Consider the following 20,372-nt stretch of genomic DNA (forward strand, 5'->3'; position numbering starts at 1 on the left):
CACGCAATCAGGCCATGTTTCTTTCGCTTGTAATACTTGTAATTCCCCGCAACTTCCAGGCCCGCGGCAGTCACTCTTTAGTGCGCCGAGAAGATGCGTTCGCCTTTCATTTGCAACGCAAACGTGTGCACTAACACGAGGTCTTCACAAGCGGGTTCAAGTAACAAAATTTAAACAAAAATGTGACATTTTTTTTCAGCTTTCTCGCCAAGGATCTCTGCGGCCAAATCCCAGATACCTGCGCGAGCAGGGGGTACTGCCCGTACAGGTTCACACCATGGAGCTTTGAATGAAGGTTACGGTTTTCGGTACCGGCTATGTCGGCCTTACCCAGGCAGTCTGCCTGGCCCAGGTGGGGCACTCGGTGTTATGCATGGATATCAATGCCGAGCGGGTGGCGGCGCTCAGCGCGGGGCATTGCCCGATCTTCGAACCCGGCCTTGCGCCGCTGCTGGAGAAGAGCCTGGCCTGCGGCCGCCTGCGTTTCACCACTGATGCCGCCGAAGCGGCGCAGTACGCCAGGTTGCAGTTCATCGCCGTCGGCACCCCGCCGCAGGCCGATGGCAGCGCCGACATGCGCTTTGTGTTCAGCGTGGTCGACAGCATCCTCGAACATGCCGATGGTCCCAAGGTCATCGTCAACAAATCCACCTCGCCCGTCGGCACGGTAGACCGCATCAAGGCGCGCATCGGCCAGTCCGTGGCCGACGCCGAGCGCTACCAGGTCATCAGCAACCCCGAATTCCTCAAGGAAGGTTCGGCAGTGGATGACTGCATGCGCCCTGACCGCATCATCATCGGCGGCGCTGCACCGGCCGAGGTCGAACTGCTGCGCGAGCTGTACCAGCCGTTCAGCCGCAACCGCGAGAAGCTCATGGTCATGGACGCGCGCAGCGCCGAGCTGACCAAATACGCCGCCAACTGCATGCTGGCGACCAAGATTTCCTTCATCAACGAAATCGCCAACCTGGCCGAGCACCTGGGCGCCGACATCGAAATGGTCCGCCGCGGCATCGGCTCGGACCCGCGCATCGGCTACGACTTCATCTACCCCGGCTGCGGCTTCGGCGGCTCGTGCTTCCCCAAGGACCTGCAGGCGCTGCGAAAGACCGCCGAGGCCGAAGGCTTCGATCCACTGCTGCTGGGCGCGGTGGAGGCGGTCAACCAGCGGCAGAAATGCCGGCTGTTCAGCAAGATCCAGCGCCACTACCCAGGCGGCCTGCACGGCAAGGTCTTCGCCTTGTGGGGGCTGTCGTTCAAACCCAACACCGACGATATCCGCGAGGCCTCCAGCCTGGTCCTGCTCGAAGCGCTGTGGGCCGCCGGCGCCAGCGTGCAGGCCCACGACCCGCAAGCCATGGAGGAAATTCAGCGTCACTACGGCAAGCGCCCCGACCTGACACTGGTGCCCTGCAAGGACGATGCGCTGGAAGGCGCCGACGCCCTGGTGATCGTCACCGAGTGGCAGGACTACCGGGTGCTGAACCTGGACAAGGTCCCGCAGCAACTGGCTGATCGCGTGGTGTTCGACGGCCGCAACCTGTTCGAGCCCGAGCACATGGCCGCCGCCGGCCTCACGTATTACGCCATCGGCCGTGGCCAGGTGAATCAACCATGCCCGTACTGATCACCGGCGCGGCCGGATTCATCGGTTTCCACCTGGCCCGCCGCCTGTGCGAAGCGGGCATCGATGTGGTGGGCATCGACAACCTCAACGCCTACTACAGCGTCGAGCTCAAACTGGCGCGCCTGCAACAGTTGCTCGCCTACCCCAACTTCCGCTTCCAGACGGTCGACATCGCCAACGCCGCCGACATGCAGCAATTGTTTGCCGGCCAGGCGTTCAGCGAAGTGATCCACCTCGCGGCGCAGGCCGGCGTGCGCTACTCGCTGGACAACCCGGCGGTCTATGGGCAGTCCAACCTGACCGGCTTTCTCAACCTGCTCGAAGCCTGCCGCCAGCACCCACCGCGACACCTGATCTATGCCTCCAGCAGTTCGGTGTACGGCGCCAACACCAAGCAGCCGTTCAGCATCGAGGACCCGGTCGAGCAGCCGATTTCGCTGTATGCCGCGAGTAAGCGCGCCAACGAGCTGATGGCGCACAGCTACGCGCACCTGTACCAGCTGCCGATCACCGGCCTGCGCTTCTTCACCGTCTATGGCCCGTGGGGCCGCCCCGACATGGCGCTGTTCAAGTTCACCCGGGCGATGCTCGACGGCCAGCCGATCGAGATCTACAACCACGGCCAGATGGCGCGCGACTTCACCTACATCGACGACATCGTCGAAAGCATCGTACGCCTGCGCCACAAGCCGCCACGGCCGGCTGCCGGGCAGCCGCCCTGCCAGCTGTTCAACATCGGCCGCGGCCAGCCGGTGCGCCTGCTGGCATTCGTCGAGTGCCTGGAGAACGCGCTGGGCATCAAGGCCCGGCGCGAATACCTGCCCTTGCAGGCGGGTGACGTGCTGGAAACCTGGGCCGACGTGGACTCACTGACGCGCTGGATCGACTTTTCGCCGAGCACTCCGCTGGAGCACGGCGTCGCCGCTTTCGTTGGCTGGTACCGGGACTTCTACCGGGTTTGAACCCCGCAATCATTACAAGAACACAGGTAGCCTCAATGACTGAACCCCTTGACCTCTCGGTACTGATCCCCGCCAAGAATGAGGTCGACAACCTGCCGGCATTGCTGGCGGAAATCCGCACGGCACTGGCCGCTGAACACTATGAAGTGCTGGTGGTCGACGACGGCAGCACGGACCAGACGCTCAACAGGCTGCGCCAGCTCAAGCAGCAAGGCTTCACCCAGTTGCGCATCCTGCGCCACGACCGCTCGCTGGGCCAGAGCACCTCCATTTGGCACGCCGCCCAGGCTGCCCGCGGCCGCTGGCTGGCCACCCTCGACGGCGACGGGCAGAACGACCCGGCCGACATCCCCGGCATGCTCGCCCTGGTGCGTGGCAACGAGGACCTCGGTGGCGGCATCAAGCTGGTGGCCGGGCACCGCGTCAACCGCCGCGATACCGCCAGCAAGCGCTGGGCCTCGCGCTTTGCCAACGGCCTGCGCAGCCGCCTGCTCAAGGACGCCACGCCAGACACCGGCTGCGGCCTGAAGCTGATCGACCGCGACGCCTTCCTGCGCCTGCCCTATTTCGACCACATGCACCGTTTCATCCCGGCGCTGATCCTGCGCCACAAAGGCCGCATGCTGGTGCACCCGGTGAACCATCGCCCGCGCCATGCCGGGGTGTCCAAGTACGGCAACCTGGACCGCGCCCTGGTCGGCATCCTCGACCTGGTCGGGGTCTGGTGGCTGATCCGCCGCACGCGCCTGGACACCCAACCACAGGAGCTCGAAGGATGACCCGCGAAACCCTCTGGCTGATCGTCGGCTTCGCCGGTCAGGTCGTGTTCACCGGCCGCTTCGTCCTGCAGTGGCTGTACAGCGAATTCAAGCGGCGCAGCGTGATCCCGGTGGGCTTCTGGTACCTGAGCATGCTCGGCAGCGCCCTGTTGCTGATCTACGCCATCTACCGCGAAGACCCGGTGTTCATCATCGGCCAGTCGTTCGGCCTGGTGGTCTACCTGCGCAACCTGCAATTGATTGCCCGAAACAAAGAGCAGAAGGAATAGCCCTTGCCTAGGTTCAAGACGCTCGGGGCCGAACGCCTGGCCCTGGTTGTACTCGCCGTGCTGCTGGTCGGTGCCGGTATCGGCTGGCGCCAGCCGATGAACGTCGACGAGGAACGCTTCCTCGGCGTGGCCCTGGAAATGCTCCAGAGCGGCAACTGGTTCATCCCCCACCGCGCGGCGGAAATCTACGGCGACAAGCCACCGTTGTTCATGTGGACCGTGGCCCTGTTCAGCTACCTGACCGGTTCGCCGAAGATCGCCCTGTACCTGCCGGGGCTGATGTCCGCGGCGACCATCACCCTGGTGCTGCATGACCTGGGCCGGCGCCTGTGGACCCGGCGCGTCGGCGTGATTGCCGCGCTGCTGTTCCTGGCAACCTACCAGAGCTACAGCATCCTGCGGACCGGGCAGATCGACAGCTTCCTGTGCCTGTGGGTGGCGCTGGGCCTCTACGGCATGGTCCGCCATCTGCTGCTGGGGCCGGCGTGGGGCTGGTTCTACCTGGCCTGCGCGGCCATGGGCCTGGGCATCATTAGCAAGGGCGTGGGCTTTGTCCCGGCGTTGATGCTGCTGCCCTATGCCTGGGCCGTGCGCAAAGGCTGGCGCGGGGTGGTGGCCTACCCGGGCCAGGGTGGGCGCTGGAGCCTGGGCCTGGTCTGGCTGCTGGCAGGCTGCGCGGTGTGGCTGCTGCCACTGCTGCTGTCGATCGCCCACGGCGGTGGTGCGGCGGAACTGGCCTACCTCAAAGAGATTCTCCTGCGCCAGACCGCCAACCGTTATGCCAATGCCTGGGACCATCGCGAGCCCTTCTGGTACTTCTTCGTCAAGGTCATCCCGCAGTACTGGCTGCCACTGATCCTGGCCTTGCCGTGGCTGGTCCCGGCCTGGCGCCGGCAACTGCAAAAACGTGATGGGCGCTTCCTGCTGCTGCTCGGCTGGGTCGCCCTGGTGCTGCTGTTCTTCAGCCTCAGCAGCGGCAAGCGCAAGCTCTACATCTTCCCGGCCCTGCCTGGGCTGGTGCTGGCCATCGCGCCGCTGGTGCCTTGGCTGCTCAAGCGCTGGTTGCAGCGCCGCCCCGGCCGGCGCAAGGCGTTCACCGCCATTGCCCTGGCCTGGTTCTGCCTGTGGTTCGCACGCGGTTTCGTCGAGCCCCTGAAGGAAGGCCGCAACCCGCACGAAACCTTGATGAGCGAAGCGGCACGCGCCACCGGTGGCGCCGAGCTGGTACTGGTCAACTGGCGCGAAGGGCACTGGCTGTTTGCCCGTCAACCCATCGTCCATTTCGGTTTCGCCAACCAGTCCAAGCCTGAAACAGCGGTGTACTGGCTACGCCAAAACCCTACGGCCTTCGCCCTGATTCCGGCAACGGAACTGGGCCGTTGCTTCAACGCCGACAAGGCTCACCGGCTGGGCGATACCTCGCGCGCCGAGTGGTATGTGGTCGGCGCCGATGCCGACAACGGCCAATGCCAGCCGGCGGTACCGGCGCAGGTCTACCACTTCGCCTGGGCCAATACGGCCGGGACTCTGCAAACCGCAGCACAGGGGCTCGCACAATGACTACCCAGACCCTGCCAGCCCCGCGCCGGCACCTGTGGCGACGCCTGAACCGCTGGGGCCAGATCAGCGCATTGGGGGTGCTGCTGGCCATGGCCCTGGTGGGCATCGAAGCCGCGCGCTCGTTCTGGCCGCAGCAGCTCTACGCACACCTGAGCAACCGCTGGACCGGTGACACCGCGCCCGGGCAGAACATCTGGCTGCCGGCCTTCAAGCTGACGATCGATGCCAAGGTGGTGGAGCCCCACCTGACCAACCTGTCCGGCATCACCTATGACTACGATCGCGACCGGCTGCTGGCAATCACCAATGGTGTGCCCATGGAGCTGCTGGAGCTGAGCAAGGGCGGCGACATCCTGGCGCGCTACCCGCTGGTGGACTTCGAAGACACCGAAGGCCTGGCGTACCTGGGCAATGGTCGCCTGGCCATCAGCGACGAGCAGATGCAACGGCTGGACGTGATCACCCTGCCTGACCACCCGCAGCCGATTCACGCCAGCGAGGCCCAGTGGATCACCCTCGACATCAACCCGACCCACCACAACAAGGGCTTCGAGGGGGTGACCTACGACCGCCAGCACGACCGCCTGTTCGCCATCAAGGAGCGCGACCCACGCCAGCTGTTCACTGTCACCGGCATGCTCACCGCGCTCAGCGGCGGCCCCCTGCAGTTGACGGTCAGCGACCGCCGTGACTGGGTCAAGCGCAGCGTGTACGCCACCGACCTGTCCGACGGCTACTACGACCCGCGCACCGGCCACCTGCTGGTGCTCAGCGACCAGTCGAAGAACATCACCGAGCTCGATGGCGATGGCCGCTTCGTCAGCCTCCGTTCGTTGCGTGCCTGGCTCGGCGGCTTGCAGCATGACGCCCCGCAGCCCGAAGGCATGACCATGGACAGTGCCGGCAACCTCTATGTGGTCAGCGAGCCGAACCTGTTCTACCGCTTCAGCAAGCCCTGACGCCTGGGGTCCCGCCTTTCGCCTGCCGGCACTTGCAAATGCACAAGTCTCGAAATACTGTATGAATATTCAGTATTTCGAGACATCCCCATGCAGCTCATCGCCAAACTCGGCATTCTCGCCGATGCCGCCAAGTACGATGCCTCATGCGCCAGCAGTGGCGCGCCGAAACGCAGCTCGCGCGGCAGCGATGGCCTGGGGGCGACCGATGGCATGGGCATCTGCCACAGCTACACCCCCGATGGCCGCTGTGTGTCGCTGCTCAAGGTGCTGCTGACCAACTTTTGCCTGTATGACTGCCAGTACTGCGTCAACCGCCGTTCCAGCAATGTGCCGCGGGCCCGCTTCAGCCCCGAGGAAGTGGTGCGCCTGACCCTGGACTTCTACCGGCGCAACTGCATCAGTGGCCTGTTCCTCAGCTCCGGCATCATCCGCTCGGCCGACTACACCATGGAGCAGCTGATCCGCGTGGCGCGCCTGCTGCGTGAGGAGCACAACTTCCGTGGCTACATCCACCTCAAGACCATCCCCGACGCCGACCCGCTGCTGATCGAAGAAGCCGGGCGCCTGGCCGACCGCCTCAGCGTCAACATCGAGTTGCCCACCGATGCCAGCCTCAAGCGCCTGGCGCCGGAAAAACAGGCACATACCATTCGCCAGGCCATGGGCGTGATCCACCAGGGCCAGCAGGCCGTGGCAGGTGAACCGAAAGCGCCGCGCTTCACCCCGGCCGGGCAGAGCACCCAGGTGATCGTCGGCGCCGACACCACCGACGACAGCACCCTGCTGCGCAACGCCGAATCGCTGTATCAGGGTTATGGGCTCAAGCGCGTGTACTACTCGGCCTTCAGCCCGATCCCCGACAGCCCTGGCAGCGTGCCCCTGGCCGCCCCGCCGCTGCTGCGCGAACACAGGCTGTACCAGGCCGACTTCCTGCTGCGTGGCTATGGCTACAAGGCCGGTGAGCTGCTTGGCGAGGCCGGCAACCTGGCACTGGACATCGACCCCAAGCTGGCCTGGGCACTGGCCAACCGCGAGGTGTTCCCGCTGGATGTGAACCGCGCCGAGCCGGCGCTGCTGGCGCGTATCCCCGGCATCGGCCTGCGCAGCGTGCAACGGCTGGTGGCACTGCGCCGCGAGCGGCGCGTGCGCTATGACGACCTGATCCAGCTGCGCTGCGTGCTGGACAAGGCGCGGCCGTTCATCGTCACCAGCGACTACCGCCCCGCCGATGGCGAACTGCGCAGCGGCCTGCTCCGGGCGCGCCTGCGCGAACCTCAGGCGCCGCAGCAGATGGGGTTGTGGGGGTGATTGCGCTCGATTGCGATGACCAGTTCGGCACCTGGCGCAACCAGGCCCGCACCCTGCTCGGCCACGGTATCGACCCCGCCGACGTGACCTGGGCGCAAGGCCCGATCCACGACCTGCTGGCCCTGCCCACGCCCCTTCCCGAAGGCCCTGGCCCATTCCGCGCCAAGGTGCCCGCCACGCTGCTGACGCAACTGGAGCACGCCGCACGCTACCGCGGCGAACAACGCTGGAACCTGCTGTACGAAGTGCTCTGGCGCGTGGCCCACGGCGACCGCACGGCCATGCTGGCGGGTGATCGCCTGGGCAGCGAGTTGCAGCGGCGTATCAAGCAGGTCAGCCGCGAGGCGCACCACCTGCATGCGTTCGTGCGCTTCGTGCCGCTGCCCGAGGCGCTGGCCGAGCAGTTGCAGCTGGACCTGGTGGCCTACCACGAACCCGCCCACGACATCCTGGAAAGCGCCAGTGCGCACTTCGCCGACCGCCTCGGGCGCCAGCGCTGGCTGATCGCAACGCCGCAGGACGGCATCCGCTTCGACGGCCAGGCTTTCGATTATCGGCGCCGTTGCCCCGACAATTGGCGGCAATGGGCGCAAAATGCCGAAGACCCCGGTGCCGAACTTTGGCGCACCTATTACCGGCACACCTTCAACCCGGCCCGGCTCAACCCCGACGCGCTGCGCCTGCACATGCCGGGGCGGTTCTGGCGGCACCTGCCGGAAGGCATGCTGATTCCGCAGTTGGAAGGCCTGGCGCGGCAGGGCAAGCAGCGCGATGGGCAGGCGCTGGAGGTGGCCAGCCAGCGTGGCAAGAGGATTACTCGTTCCGGGTGATTTGTGAAAATTTTGTAATGGATTTGGCATACCACCTTCCCAAGGCACGACACATCCTGACAAACTGATTGCTAATAATTCTCATATTTAATTACATTAGCACTCATCAGGAGCCCTTCCGTCATGTTGTCGCCCCTCGCGCACACGCGCCCCCTTCCCGCCCGCAACCTGCTCGCCATGGCCATCTGCATGGCCATCGTTACCCCGGCCCTGGCCGAAGATGCCCCCGCCCCACTGGAACTGGGTGCCACCGAGATCAGCTCGGACGCACTGGGCAGCACCACCGAGGGCTCGGGCTCCTACACCACCGGCTCCATGTCCACCGCCACCAAGCTGCCGCTGAGCATGCGTGAAACGCCCCAGGCGGTGACCGTGATCACCCGCCAGCGCATGGACGACCAGGCCATGACCAGCGTCAACGACGTGGTCAAGGCCACCCCTGGCCTGTTCCTCGACTACTCCAACGGCCCGGGCCGGCAGAGCTACTCGGCGCGCGGTTTCGACATCGACAACCTGATGTACGACGGCATCCCCAGCGGCTATACCGGCTGGGTGGTCGGCGCCCAACCGAACCTGGCGATGTTCGACCGGGTCGAGGTGGTGCGCGGCGCCACCGGCCTGGTCACCGGTGCCGGCAACCCGTCGGCAGCCATCAATTTTGTACGCAAGCGCCCGCTGGCCGAGCAGAAGGTCACCCTCACCGGCGCCGCCGGCAGCTGGGACGACTACCGCGGTGAAGTCGATGCCTCCAGCCCGCTAAACGACAGCGGCACCCTGCGCGGGCGCGTGGTGGCGTCCTACCGCGACGCCAACAGCTACATCGACGATGTCGAGGAAGACCACGGCCTGTTCTATGCGGTGACCGAGGCGGACCTGTCCGATGACACCAGCCTGATGCTTGGCTTCTCGCACCAGAAGGACAAGACCAACTACTTCTGGGGCGCCATGCCCACCGCCCTCGACGGCCACCACATGGGCTTCTCGCGCTCCTACAACCCGGGCACCGACTGGGAGAACAAGGACCAGGAGATCAACACCGTGTTCGCCGAATTGCGCCATCGCCTGGCCAATGACTGGACGCTGCAGCTCAACGCCAACTATGCGCAGCAGGATGCGACCTTCACCGGGTCCTACCAATCGCGCTGGGCCGGGTTGCAGGCGCCGCTGCAACGCACGGTCTACCAGTCCAAGCACCAGGAAAACCAGACGGGGCTGGACGGCTTCGTCAGCGGCCCGTTCGAGCTGCTCGGGCGCACCCACGAGCTGGTGGTCGGCGCCAGCAAGCGCATCTATGACATGGACACGCGCAACTACAGCCCTTACGACATGTTCTGGCCGCTCAATGGCGGCAAACCGAACTTCGTACACACCGACAACCAGCGTGAAGTCACCACCCAGGATGGCGTGTACCTGACCACCCGGCTGAACCTGGCCGACCCGCTCAAGCTCATCCTCGGCGGGCGCCTGGACTGGTACGACTATGACAACCGTGATGGCGACGGCGACTACAAGGTCACCCGCAACGTCACCAAGTATGCCGGCCTGATCTACGACCTCGACGATCACCACTCGGTGTATGTCAGCTACAGCGACATCTTCACTCCGCAAAGCAACAAGGACACTTCCGGTACGCCGGTGAAGCCGATCGTGGGCAAGAACTACGAGGTCGGCATCAAGGGCGAATACTTCGACGGCGCGCTCAATGCCAGCATCGCGCTGTTCCGCATCGACCAGGAAAACCGTGCCACCCAGGTGTTCGTCGCGAACTGCCCGCAGACCTCCTGCTACGAAGCTTCGGGCGAGGTCCGCAGCCAGGGCATCGACATGGAACTGCAAGGCGCGCTGACGCCCAACTGGCAGATCGGTGGTGGTTACACCTATGCGCGCGCGCACACCATCAAGGACGCCGCCAACCCCGCCAAGGTCAACCAGCGTTTCGACACCGACACCCCGGAGCACATGTTCAAGCTGAACACCGTGTACCACTTCCAGGGCCCGCTGGAGAAGCTGCGCGTCGGTGGCAACATTTCCTGGCAGAGCCGCATCTACAACGATTTCACCGTGGCCGACGGCAGCGAGTACCGGCTGGTCCAGGGCGCCTATGCGGTCACCGACCTGATGGCCGGATACCGCGTCAACCAGCATCTTGACCTGCAGCTCAATGCCAACAACGTGTTCGACCGCAAGTACTACTCGGCCATTGCCAGTTCGGTGGACTACGCCGGCGATACCTGGGGGGCGCCGCGTAACCTGATGATGACGGCCAAGTACAGTTTCTGAAGACTGCGCCAGCCTGTACTGCCCTCTTCGCGGGCAAGCCCGCTCCCACAAGTACTCCGCAGCCCTCAAGCATTGTGGTGACTCTGTGGGAGCGGGCTTGCCCGCGAAAGGGCCAGTACAGGCTATTGCATCAATCAGCCAAACAGCCTGGCCAGGCAGCCCAGCTTCTTCTTGTACGAACGCCGGGCTGCCAGCGCATCCTCAAGGCTCACCGCCAGGAACCGGGCCTGCTGATTCGGTTGCATCTGCCCGATCAGGTCCAGGTCCGCACTGATCACCGTGCCGATCATGGCGTAGCCACCGCCCGACACCGCATCCCGGTGCAGGATGATCGGCTCCAGCCCAGCCGGTACCTGGATCGAGCCGATCGGGTAGCAGCTGTCGACGATGTTCGACGGGTCCGACCCCGCCCCGAACGGTTGCTCGCGTGGCTGGAAGCTCAGCGCGCTGCCGCCCTTGTAGCGATAGCCGATTCGGTCGGCTTCGGAGCCGACGGTCCAGGCATCGGTGAAGAAGCTTTTCGCGGCCGCCTCGGTCAAGCGGTGGAAATACAGCCCTGGTACCACCCGCAACACCACTTCGCCCCCCAACGCCTGGCGCAACGCCATCGGCAGGCTGGCCCCAGCCCGGCTCTTGCCGCTCGGTACGCCAACCGGCAACAGGTCACCGGCCACCAGCTTGCGCCCCTGAAAGCCACCCAGCGCCCCCAGCGCGTAGGTCGAACGGCTGCCAAGCACCTCGGGCACATCGATGCCGCCTGCCACTGCCAGGTATGCCCGCGCGCCCGCGGTGGGGAAGCCGAAGCGCAGCACCTGCCCGGCACGCACCGCGAAGGCGGTGTCCGGGCGCTGCTCGCGGCCGTCGAGCAACACCGGCATCTGCGCACCGCACACCGCCACCAGTGCGTCATGCTGAAATTCCAGCTCCGGCCCCACCAGCGCGCACTCCAGGCCCGCCGCCGTAGCCGGGTTGCCGACCAGGTGGTTGGCGGCCTGCAGTGCATACTGATCCAGCGCTCCGGAGGGCGGGATGCCCAGGTGGTAATAGCCCTCGCGGCCCATGTCCTGCACCGAGGTGGCCAATCCGGGTTTGATGACCTTGATCATGCCAGCACCTCCTGCAGCGATTTGGGGTAGCCGACCGGGTCGGCCAGGAATGCATCCAGGGAAAACTCCACCGGGCGGATACGCAGGTTGAAGCGACCATCTTCGACATCCGCCACGGCCTGGTCATACGCCTGGCGATCGATGGGCTTGAACTGCACGATATCGCCGGGGCGGAAGAACACCATGTGATCCTTCAGGTAGGCCAGCGACTGCTGTGGGTCATAGATCGGTGCCGGGGTCACGCCGAACATCTGGTAGCCCCCTGCCCCACGTACCGAATAGATGCAGCCGAAGCAGCCTCCGTGGCCGAGGGTCAGCTTGGGCGTGTCAGTGCGTGGGCGCAGGTACTTGGGCACCTGCAACTGGCGCTCGCGCCCGACCATCTGGAACATGAACGGCAAGCCGGCAACGAAGCCCACCATCGACACGAACCACGGCGCGCCACTGTGCGCGGCAATGAACGCCTCGACGTCGGCCAGGCCGTTGATGCGTGCCGCGTATTCCAGGTCGGTGCTGTCGGGGTCTTGATGGCGGTCACGAAAGCGCATGAGCGTCTCGTGGGTCCAGGGGTCGTTGTACAGCACCGGTATCTCGATGATCCGCGTGCTCAGCGAGCGCTCGGCCACCGCTTCGGCCTCGGCGCCACGCACGGCTTCGAGCAGTGCCTCGGGGGCGATGCGGTCGGGGTCGAAACGGATCTGGAACGAGGCGTTGGCCAGGCAGATGTCGAGCACGCCCTCCAGCGCCAGGCGCTCCACTGCACGGGTCACCGCCATGCCCTTGAAGAAGGCCTCCAGCGACATGCTGTCGCTGACTTCGGCGAACAGGTGCTCGTCGGCACCGAAGCTGTAGCGGATAGGGGTACTGGCCATGTCTGCTCCTTTATTGGAATCTTTGTCGAAAGGCAGGCAAAACAAAAGGTGTGCAGCAGGCGGCGGCGTCTTTGCGCCAGCAGCCGTCGAAACTCAACGCGGTGCACGCACCTCGATGCCGGCAGCGTCCAGTGCCGCACGGGTGGCTTCGACCAGGTCGAGCGCACCGGGGGTGTCACTGTGCAGGCAGATGGAATCGAACGCGATCGCCAGGTCCTGGCCTTCCACGGTTTGCACCCGGCCTTCCTGGCAGGCCCGCAGCACCCGCTCAGCGACCCGTTGCGGCTCGTAGCCACGCACATGGCGGGTGAACACGATCGAACCACTCAAATCGTACTCGCGGTCAGCGTAGAACTCGCGCACCACCGGCTGGCCGAGGTCCTGGGCAATGCGACAGATCACCGAACCGGGCATGCAGTACAGCAACAGCTCGGGCTCGATCACCCGCAGGTTTTCCACCAGCAGGCACGCGGCTTCTTCATCACGGGCCAGGTGCATGTACAGCGCACCATGCGGCTTGATGTGCTGCAGCTTGACGCCCTGCGCCCGGGCAATCTCGCGCAATGCACCGAGCTGGTAGAGGATGTCGTCGACCAGTTCCTGGGCCGGGGCATGGATGTGCCGACGGCCGAAGCCAACCAGGTCACGGAAGCCTGGATGCGCACCCACGCCCACCCCCAGTGCCTTTGCCCGCTCGACGGTGCGGCGCATGGTACCGGGGTCGCCGGCATGGAAGCCGGTGGCGATGTTGGCCGAGCTGATGAAGGCCATCAGTTCGTTGTCGACACCATCGCCGATGGTCCATGGGCCAAAGCCCTCGCCCATGTCAGAGTTGAAATCCACTGCCCGCATCGCTGTTCTCCTGGCTTGTGACGGCATGCAAGCCACGTTAGATTCTCCTCACCCCCTTGGGAAGATCTATAAACAGATAGGGTGTCTTCTGAAAATCAGATACCCAGGAGCCAACCGTGTCACTGACCCTGCGCCAGGTTCGCTATTTTGTCGCCACCGCCGAGATCGGTCAGATCTCCCAGGCAGCGATCCACCTCAATATTTCCCAGTCGGCGGTAACCACCGCGATCAAGGAACTGGAGGCGATGCTAGGTGTGCTGCTGTTCCAGCGCTCGGCCCAGGGCATGAGCCTGACCGAGGCCGGCCGGCACTTCCTCAACCGCGCCTATGTGATCCTGCGCAGCGTCGATGATGCTCTGAACAGCCCGCTGCCCGATGGGCGCGCCAGCGGGCTCCTGCGCCTGGCGGCGAGCTACACGGTGATCGGCTATTTCCTGCCGCACCACTTGCAACGCCTGGAGCACTGGTACCCGGACGTGACCCTGGACGTGCATGAGCAGGAACGCAGTGCCATCGAGCAAGGGCTGCTGGAGGGGCGTTTCGACATGGCGGTGGTGCTCACCGCCAACCTCACCCACCCGGATATCGTCTCGGAAACCCTGTTCAACTCCGAACGCCGGTTGTGGCTGCCCGGCCATCATCCGCTGTGCGAACGCTCGGCGGTAAGCCTGGCCGACGTGGCCCTGGAGCCGTACATCCTGCTCACTGTGGACGAGGCCGAACAGAGCGCCATGCGCTATTGGCAACAGGTCGGGCAACAGCCCAATGTGCGGGTCCGCACCAGCTCGGTGGAAGCGGTGCGCAGCATGGTCGCCAATGGCAGCGGTGTGGCGATCCTCTCTGACCTGGTGCACCGCCCCTGGTCGCTGGAAGGCAAGCGCATCGAGACGCTGACCATCACTGACCCGGTAACGCCGATGAGCGTGGGCCTCGCCTGGCACCGCGAGCGCGCCTTCAGCCCGGCGATGCAGGCGCTGCGCAACTACTTCCACGATGCCTTCCTGGCGCCGCAGCAACTTTCGGCCCGGCGCTGAGCCTGAAGCCTCCCACAGGTTTCCAGACATGCGCTGCACTTGTAGGAGCCGCGCTTGCCGGCGATGGGCCGCGAAGCGGACCCGGCAATTTATGCAACAACCTTGAAATTCTGGGGCCGCTTGGCGGCCCATCGCCGGAAAGCGCGGCTCCTACAGGGGATCGTGCCGGCTTTCAGAAATTGAGCAGGTCAGCCGCTCCTGTAAACCCTCGGTGTTAGACTCGCTGGCCTTGTTTCAATCGAGAACCTGCAATGCGCATCACCAGCGGCCCTGCCGCCACCGCCTGTGGTCTGGCGGCGATCCTGCTGTGGAGCACGGCCAGCGGCCTGATCTGCGCGGCAACCTGACCTTGCTGGCAACTGCTTCCTACTCGGCGCCCGTGTTGTCGTCGGCCTTTGCCGCCGCCTGGCTGGGCGCGCACCTGGGGCTGCAGTTCTGGCAAGGCGCGTTGCTGGTGACGGCTGGCTCGCTGCTGTGCTGGCACGCTACCCGCCAGTGCGCAGCCAGCTGAATCACCAGGGCCTGCCGGTGTAATCCAGGTGCAATCGCAGTTCGTTGTGATCGCGGCGGTTCGGCGCCCCGACTTGCCCGCGAAGAGGCCAGCACTATTCTCAAGCCGAACGATCCGTCCGCAGTGCCGTCATAACTTGGGCCGGTGCCGCCACGCAAAGAGGACGCGAAATGACCCAGCCCGACCCGTCATACCTCAAATGGCTCGAAGACCGTTCGATGCTCAAGGCCTCGCAGGAGCGGGCCCGCCTGTACTCCGGCCAGTCCCGCCTGTGGCAGAACCCCTACGCCGAGGCCCAGCCACGCCGCGCCACCGAGATCGCCTCGGTGTGGCTGACCGTCTACCCCGACGCGATCATCGCCCCCGAAGGCTGTTCGGTGCTGGCGGCCCTGGGCCACGAAGCGCTGTGGAAGCGCCTGTCGGAGATCGGCGTGCAAGGCATCCACACCGGCCCGATCAAGCAATCCGGCGGCGTGCGCGGGCGTGACTTCACCCCCAGCATCGACGGCAATTTCGACCGCATCAGCTTCGACATCGACCCGCTCTACGGCAACGAGCAGGAGCTGGTACAGATGAGCCGCATGGCCGCCGCGCACAATGCCGTGACCATCGATGACCTGATCCCCTCGCACACCGGCAAGGGCGCCGACTTCCGCCTGGCCGAGCTGGCCCACGGCGCCTACCCCGGGCTCTACCACATGGTCGAAATCCGCGAGGAAGACTGGCCGCTGCTGCCCGACGTGCCCGAGGGCCGTGATGCGGTCAACCTGGCGCCAGCGCTGTGCGACGAGCTGAAGCTGCGCCACTACATCGTCGGCCAGTTGCAGCGGGTGATCTTCTTCGAGCCCGGGGTCAAGGAAACCGACTGGAGCGCCACCGCGCCGATCACCGGGGTCGACGGCAAGACCCGGCGCTGGGTGTACCTGCACTACTTCAAGGAAGGCCAGCCGTCACTGAACTGGCTCGACCCCAGCTTCGCGGCCCAGCAGATGATCATCGGCGACGCCCTGCACGCGCTGGACTGCCTGGGCGCCCGTGGCCTGCGCCTGGATGCCAACGGCTTTCTCGGTGTGGAGACCCGCGCCAGCGGCAGCGCCTGGTCCGAGAGCCACCCGCTGTCGATCGTCGGCAACCAGCTGATCGGCGGCATGATCCGCAAGGCCGGCGGCTTCAGCTTCCAGGAACTGAACCTGACCCTCGACGATATCGCGCAGATGTCCAAGGGTGGTGCCGACCTGTCCTACGACTTCATCACCCGCCCCGCCTGCCAGCATGCCGTGCTGACCGGTGACACCGAATTCCTGCGCCTGATGCTCAAGGAAATGCACGCCTTCGGCATCGACCCGGCATCGTTGATCCACGCCCTGCAGAACCACGACGAACTGACCGTCGAGCTGGTGCACTTCTGGACCCTGCACGCTCACGACATGTACCTGTACAAGGGCCAGACCTTGCCCGGCGGCATCCTCCGCGAGCACATCCGTGAAGAAATCTATGAACGCCTGTCGGGTGAGCATGCGCCGTACAACCTGCGCTTCGTCACCAACGGCATCGCCTGCACCACGGCCAGCCTGATCACTGCGGCGCTGGGCATTCGCGATATCGAGCAGCTCAGCCCGGCGGACATCGCGCTGATCCAGAAGGTGCACCTGCTGCTGGTGATGTACAACGCCATGCAACCTGGCGTGGTCGCGCTGTCCGGCTGGGACATGGTCGGCGCCCTGCCGCTGCCGGCCGAGGCAGTGGCCGAGCGCATGGTCGACGGTGATACCCGCTGGATCCATCGGGGTGGCTACGACCTGGCCGGGCTCGACCCGCAGGCCGAGGCGTCGGTGCGTGGCATGCCGCGAGCCCGTGCACTGTACGGCAGCCTCGACCACCAGCTGGGCAACCCCGATTCGTTCGCCAGCCAGGTGAAGAAACTGCTTGCCGTGCGCCAGGCCTATGGCATCGCCACCAGCCGCCAGGTGCTGGTGCCCGACGTCAGCAGCCCAGGGTTGCTGGTGATGGTGCATGAGCTGCCGGCCGGGCGAGGCATCCAGATCAGTGCCTTGAACTTCGGCCAGGAGGTGATTGCCGAGGAACTGCAACTGACCGGCTTCACCCCAGGGCCGGTGGTAGACATGATCAATGAAACCGTCGAAGGCGACCTGACCGAGGATGGACGCTTGATGGTCAACCTCGACCCCTATGAAGCACTGTGCCTGAGGATCGTCAACAGCAGTGGGCATGTCTGAAACCTATCTGGGCCTATTCGCGGGCAAGCCCGCTCCCACAGGATTTTCACCTGCCTTGAAGGCTGCGCTGCACCTGTGGGGGCGGGTTTACCCGCGAACAGGCCGGTCTTGCAATTAATGCTCCACGGGCATAGTTTCCTGATGTTTTCCCTCTTTGTGCCCAGGAGCAACTCCATGTACACCGGCATCGTCCAGGCCGTCCGCCCTCTGCTTGATGTGACCACCTACCCGGGCCACAACCAGTTCACCCTCGACCTCACCCCCGAACTGCTCGACGAACTGAAGATCGGCGCCAGCGTCAGTGTCGAAGGCACCTGCCTGTCGGTCACCGAAATCCATGGCACCCAGGTGAAGTTCGACGCCATGACCGCCACCCTCGAACGCACCAACCTGCGTTTCTTCAAGGCGGGCCAGGGTGTGAACATCGAGCGCTCGGCGAAGATGAATGCCGAAGTCGGCGGCCACCTGATGGCCGGCCATATCGCCACCACTGCCGAGATCGTCGAACTGTCGATCCAGGACACCGGCGCCTTCATCACCTTCCGCATGCCACCTGAATGGGGCAAGTACGTGTTCCCGCGCGGTTTCATCGGCGTCAATGGCTGCAGCCTGACCGTCGCCGATGTCGAGGACAACGTGGTGACCATCAACCTGATCCCGGAAACCCTGCGCCAGACCACCTTCGCCAGCTACAAGCCCGGCGAGCTGCTGAACATCGAGGTGGACCACCAGACCATGGTCCTGGTGGACGTGGTGGAGCGCACGATCAAGAGTACGCTCGCCCGCGAAATGCCGCGCTGAAGCCTGCGCATGCTGCCCAACGCCCTGCCCGCGCGCACCGCCAGGCGCCTGCGCCTTCAGGTTTTGCGGGGCCGCGTCGGCCTTGGCCTGGTCGCCGGGCTGTCGGTGCTGGCTGGCATGACCGACGCCATCGGCCTGCTGGCGCTGGGTGATTTCGTCTCGTTCATGAGCGGCAACACCACGCGCCTGGCGGTGGCCATCAGCCAGGCAGACCTGGCCCTGGTGCTGCGCCTGAGCGGCGCGGTGCTGGGCTTCGTCGCAGGCAACGCGCTGGGCGTGCTGCTGGCCCGCGGCTTCCAGCGCCGGGCCTGGCCGGTGCTGCTGGTGGTGGCCGGGCTGCTGGCCTGCGCCGCGAGCTGGCCGTTCGCCGCCACGCTCCCGGCGCTGCTGGCCGCCACCCTGGCCATGGGCATGATCAATGCCGTGGTGGAACAGGTGAACGGCCTGCCCATCGGCCTGACCTACGTCACCGGCGCCCTGTCGCGCTTCGGCCGTGGCCTGGGGCGCTGGCTGTTGGGTGAGCGGCGCAACGGCTGGCGGGTGAGCGGCGCAACGGCTGGCGGGTGCAACTGGTGCCGTGGGCCGGCATGCTGCTGGGCGCCGCGCTCGGGGCCTGGCTGCAACAGCATCTGGGGTTGCAGGCGATGGCCGGCAGTTGCGCCCTGGCCTGCCTGCTGGCGCTGGTGTCGCGGTTCATCCCACGTTCGTGGCAGCGCGGCTACATGCCGCGCTGAGCCTCACTCGATGCGCGGGTGCTGCTGCACCAGCAGCTTGCGCTTGGCCTCGAGCTCAGCAATCTGCGCGTCGATGTCTTCGATCTTCTGCTCGATGTTGTCGTGGTGCTCCTGCAGCAGTTCGCGCGCTTCTTCGATGTCCGACGCCGCCGGCGCTGCGCCACGCAGCGGCTTGTTGGCGGTTTCCTTCATGGTCAGGCCGGTGACCAGGCCGACCACGGCGATCACCATCAGGTAGTACGCCGGCATGTACAGGTTGCCGCTGCTCTCTACCAGCCAGGCCGCGAGCGTCGGGGTCAGGCCGGCGATCAGCACCGAGATGTTGAAGGCACTGGCCAGGGCGCTGTAGCGGATGTGCGTGGGGAACATCGCCGGCAAGGTCGAGGCCATCACGCCGATGAAGAAGTTCAGCAGCACGGCGATGATCAGCAGGCCAGAGAAGATCAGCCCGAGCGCGCCGCTGTTGATCAGCATGAACGCCGGGATGGCCAGGGCGAACAGCCCCACGCTGCCAACCACGATGAACGGGCGCCGGCCGTATTTGTCGCTCATCAGGCCGATGATCGGTTGCACGAACAGCATGCCGACCATGATCGCGATGATGATCAGCACGCCGTGGTCTTCGCTGTAGTGCAGGTTGTGTGACAGGTAGCTGGGCATGTAGGTGAGCAACATGTAGTAGGTGACGTTGGTGGCGATCACCACGCCGATACAGGTCACCAGGCTGCGCCAGTGCTGGGTCGCGACCTCCTTGAACGACACCTTCGGCCCCGAGGCCAGGCCTTCGCGGTCGCCCTGTTCGAGCTTGTCCACGTGCTGCTGGAACGCCGGGGTTTCCTCCAGCGCGTGGCGCAGGTAGAGGCCGATGATGCCCAGCGGCAAGGCCAGGAAGAACGGCAGGCGCCAGCCCCAATCCAGGAATTTCTCTTCACCGAGCAGGGTGGAAATCAACACCACCACCCCCGCCCCCAGCACGAAGCCGGCAATCGAGCCGAAGTCCAGCCAGCTGCCCAGGAAGCCGCGCTTGCGGTCCGGGGCGTACTCGGCAACGAAGATCGACGCCCCGGTGTACTCCCCGCCCACCGAGAAACCCTGGGCCATCTTCGCCAGCAACAGCAGGATCGGCGCCCAGATACCGATCGAGGCGTAGGACGGTATCAGGCCGATGGCAAAGGTGCTCAGCGACATGATCACGATGGTCGCGGCGAGGATCTTCTGCCGCCCGAAGCGGTCGCCCAGGGCACCGAAGAACAGCCCGCCCAGCGGGCGGATCAGGAACGGCACCGAGAACGTGGCCAGCGCGGCGATCATCTGCACGCTGGGGTCGGCATTGGGGAAGAACACCTTGCCCAAGGCAAAGGCGACGAAGCCATACACACCGAAGTCGAACCATTCCATGGCGTTGCCCAGTGCGGCGGCGGTGATCGCCTTGCGCATCTTGGCATCGTCGACGATGGTGATGTCCTTGAGGCCGATTGGCTGGACGCTTTTCTTGCGAGATTTCATGCCTGTATCCCTGTCGCTGAAGGCTCTAAGGGATCAGATACAACGGGACACTAAATAATTCAGCGCTTACTGATTTTTTCTGTAAGTGAATGGCTTGGGAGATGCAGCGCCTGTGAAATCGAGCGCCGCCCGCGCGGCGCTC

Annotated in this window: 16 protein-coding genes and 2 pseudogenes; 14 read left to right on the forward strand and 4 right to left on the reverse strand. The window is 65.1% G+C overall.

Annotated elements, in window-relative coordinates; translation table 11 throughout:
- The first annotated feature begins 289 nt into the window (after nt 1-289).
- The 9 genes from CAF78_RS19760 to CAF78_RS19800 all read left to right on the forward strand — a co-directional run bounded on the left by CAF78_RS19760 (nt 290) and on the right by CAF78_RS19800 (nt 10,577).
- Nucleotides 290-1,627 (forward strand): UDP-glucose/GDP-mannose dehydrogenase family protein, encoded by a 1,338-nt coding sequence (locus CAF78_RS19760; protein ID WP_085676986.1) that lies wholly within the window; start codon nt 290-292, stop codon nt 1,625-1,627.
- Nucleotides 1,615-2,589, forward strand: a complete 975-nt coding sequence (locus tag CAF78_RS19765) for an NAD-dependent epimerase (RefSeq protein ID WP_085676987.1) — start codon at nt 1,615-1,617, stop codon at nt 2,587-2,589. Before CAF78_RS19760 ends, CAF78_RS19765 begins: the two co-directional genes overlap by 13 nt.
- Nucleotides 2,590-2,624: 35 nt before the next feature.
- Complete coding sequence (locus CAF78_RS19770) at nt 2,625-3,368, forward strand: glycosyltransferase family 2 protein (protein ID WP_085676988.1); 744 nt, start codon at nt 2,625-2,627, stop codon at nt 3,366-3,368.
- A complete protein-coding gene (locus CAF78_RS19775; protein WP_085676989.1) occupies nt 3,365-3,637 on the forward strand; it encodes a lipid-A-disaccharide synthase N-terminal domain-containing protein in 273 nt (90 codons plus the stop codon). Before CAF78_RS19770 ends, CAF78_RS19775 begins: the two co-directional genes overlap by 4 nt.
- 3 nt (nt 3,638-3,640) lie before the next feature.
- Nucleotides 3,641-5,197: a glycosyltransferase family 39 protein gene (locus CAF78_RS19780; RefSeq protein ID WP_085676990.1), complete on the forward strand. Its 1,557-nt coding sequence runs from the start codon at nt 3,641-3,643 to the stop codon at nt 5,195-5,197.
- Nucleotides 5,194-6,156: an SdiA-regulated domain-containing protein gene (locus CAF78_RS19785; RefSeq protein ID WP_085676991.1), complete on the forward strand. Its 963-nt coding sequence runs from the start codon at nt 5,194-5,196 to the stop codon at nt 6,154-6,156. The genes CAF78_RS19780 and CAF78_RS19785 overlap by 4 nt, the downstream gene beginning before the upstream one ends.
- Nucleotides 6,157-6,246: 90 nt before the next feature.
- Nucleotides 6,247-7,467: a putative DNA modification/repair radical SAM protein gene (locus tag CAF78_RS19790; RefSeq protein ID WP_085676992.1), complete on the forward strand. Its 1,221-nt coding sequence runs from the start codon at nt 6,247-6,249 to the stop codon at nt 7,465-7,467.
- The gene (locus CAF78_RS19795) at nt 7,458-8,297 is read left to right on the forward strand and encodes a TIGR03915 family putative DNA repair protein (protein WP_085676993.1); all 840 of its coding nucleotides are present in this window, start codon (nt 7,458-7,460) and stop codon (nt 8,295-8,297) included. The genes CAF78_RS19790 and CAF78_RS19795 overlap by 10 nt, the downstream gene beginning before the upstream one ends.
- Before the next feature lie 123 nt (nt 8,298-8,420).
- Entirely contained in the window at nt 8,421-10,577 is a 2,157-nt protein-coding gene (locus CAF78_RS19800) for a TonB-dependent siderophore receptor (RefSeq protein WP_085676994.1), read from the forward strand.
- A 134-nt stretch (nt 10,578-10,711) separates the two neighbouring features.
- On the opposite strand, the gene CAF78_RS19805 is transcribed toward CAF78_RS19800, so the two are convergent.
- From CAF78_RS19805 to CAF78_RS19815, 3 genes are all read right to left on the reverse strand, one after another.
- Complete coding sequence (locus CAF78_RS19805) at nt 10,712-11,683, reverse strand: biotin-dependent carboxyltransferase family protein (RefSeq protein ID WP_085676995.1); 972 nt, start codon at nt 11,681-11,683, stop codon at nt 10,712-10,714.
- Nucleotides 11,680-12,555 (reverse strand): allophanate hydrolase subunit 1, encoded by an 876-nt coding sequence (locus tag CAF78_RS19810; RefSeq protein ID WP_085676996.1) that lies wholly within the window; start codon nt 12,553-12,555, stop codon nt 11,680-11,682. Before CAF78_RS19810 ends, CAF78_RS19805 begins: the two co-directional genes overlap by 4 nt.
- Before the next feature lie 93 nt (nt 12,556-12,648).
- A complete protein-coding gene (locus CAF78_RS19815; protein ID WP_085676997.1) occupies nt 12,649-13,407 on the reverse strand; it encodes a 5-oxoprolinase subunit PxpA in 759 nt (252 codons plus the stop codon).
- 116 nt (nt 13,408-13,523) lie between these two features.
- Here CAF78_RS19815 and CAF78_RS19820 point away from each other — a divergent pair, with 116 nt between their 5' ends.
- From CAF78_RS19820 to CAF78_RS19840, 5 genes and pseudogenes are all read left to right on the forward strand, one after another.
- Nucleotides 13,524-14,441, forward strand: a complete 918-nt coding sequence (locus CAF78_RS19820) for a LysR family transcriptional regulator (RefSeq protein ID WP_085676998.1) — start codon at nt 13,524-13,526, stop codon at nt 14,439-14,441.
- Between the two features lie 331 nt (nt 14,442-14,772).
- Nucleotides 14,773-14,952 (forward strand): annotated as a pseudogene (locus CAF78_RS19825) (EamA family transporter); the annotation flags it as partial.
- A 170-nt stretch (nt 14,953-15,122) separates the two neighbouring features.
- A complete protein-coding gene (gene treS, locus CAF78_RS19830; protein ID WP_085676999.1) occupies nt 15,123-17,189 on the forward strand; it encodes a maltose alpha-D-glucosyltransferase in 2,067 nt (688 codons plus the stop codon).
- A 174-nt stretch (nt 17,190-17,363) separates the two neighbouring features.
- Nucleotides 17,364-17,990: a riboflavin synthase subunit alpha gene (locus tag CAF78_RS19835; RefSeq protein WP_085677000.1), complete on the forward strand. Its 627-nt coding sequence runs from the start codon at nt 17,364-17,366 to the stop codon at nt 17,988-17,990.
- A 9-nt stretch (nt 17,991-17,999) separates the two neighbouring features.
- Nucleotides 18,000-18,724: pseudogene (locus tag CAF78_RS19840) on the forward strand (YoaK family protein).
- Between the two features lie 3 nt (nt 18,725-18,727).
- Here the strand turns inward: CAF78_RS19840 and proP are convergent.
- Complete coding sequence (gene proP / locus CAF78_RS19845; protein ID WP_085677001.1) at nt 18,728-20,230, reverse strand: glycine betaine/L-proline transporter ProP; 1,503 nt, start codon at nt 20,228-20,230, stop codon at nt 18,728-18,730.
- Nucleotides 20,231-20,372 lie beyond the last annotated feature (142 nt).

It is taken from the genome of Pseudomonas sp. R28(2017) (assembly GCF_002112505.1).
GTDB lineage: Bacteria > Pseudomonadota > Gammaproteobacteria > Pseudomonadales > Pseudomonadaceae > Aquipseudomonas.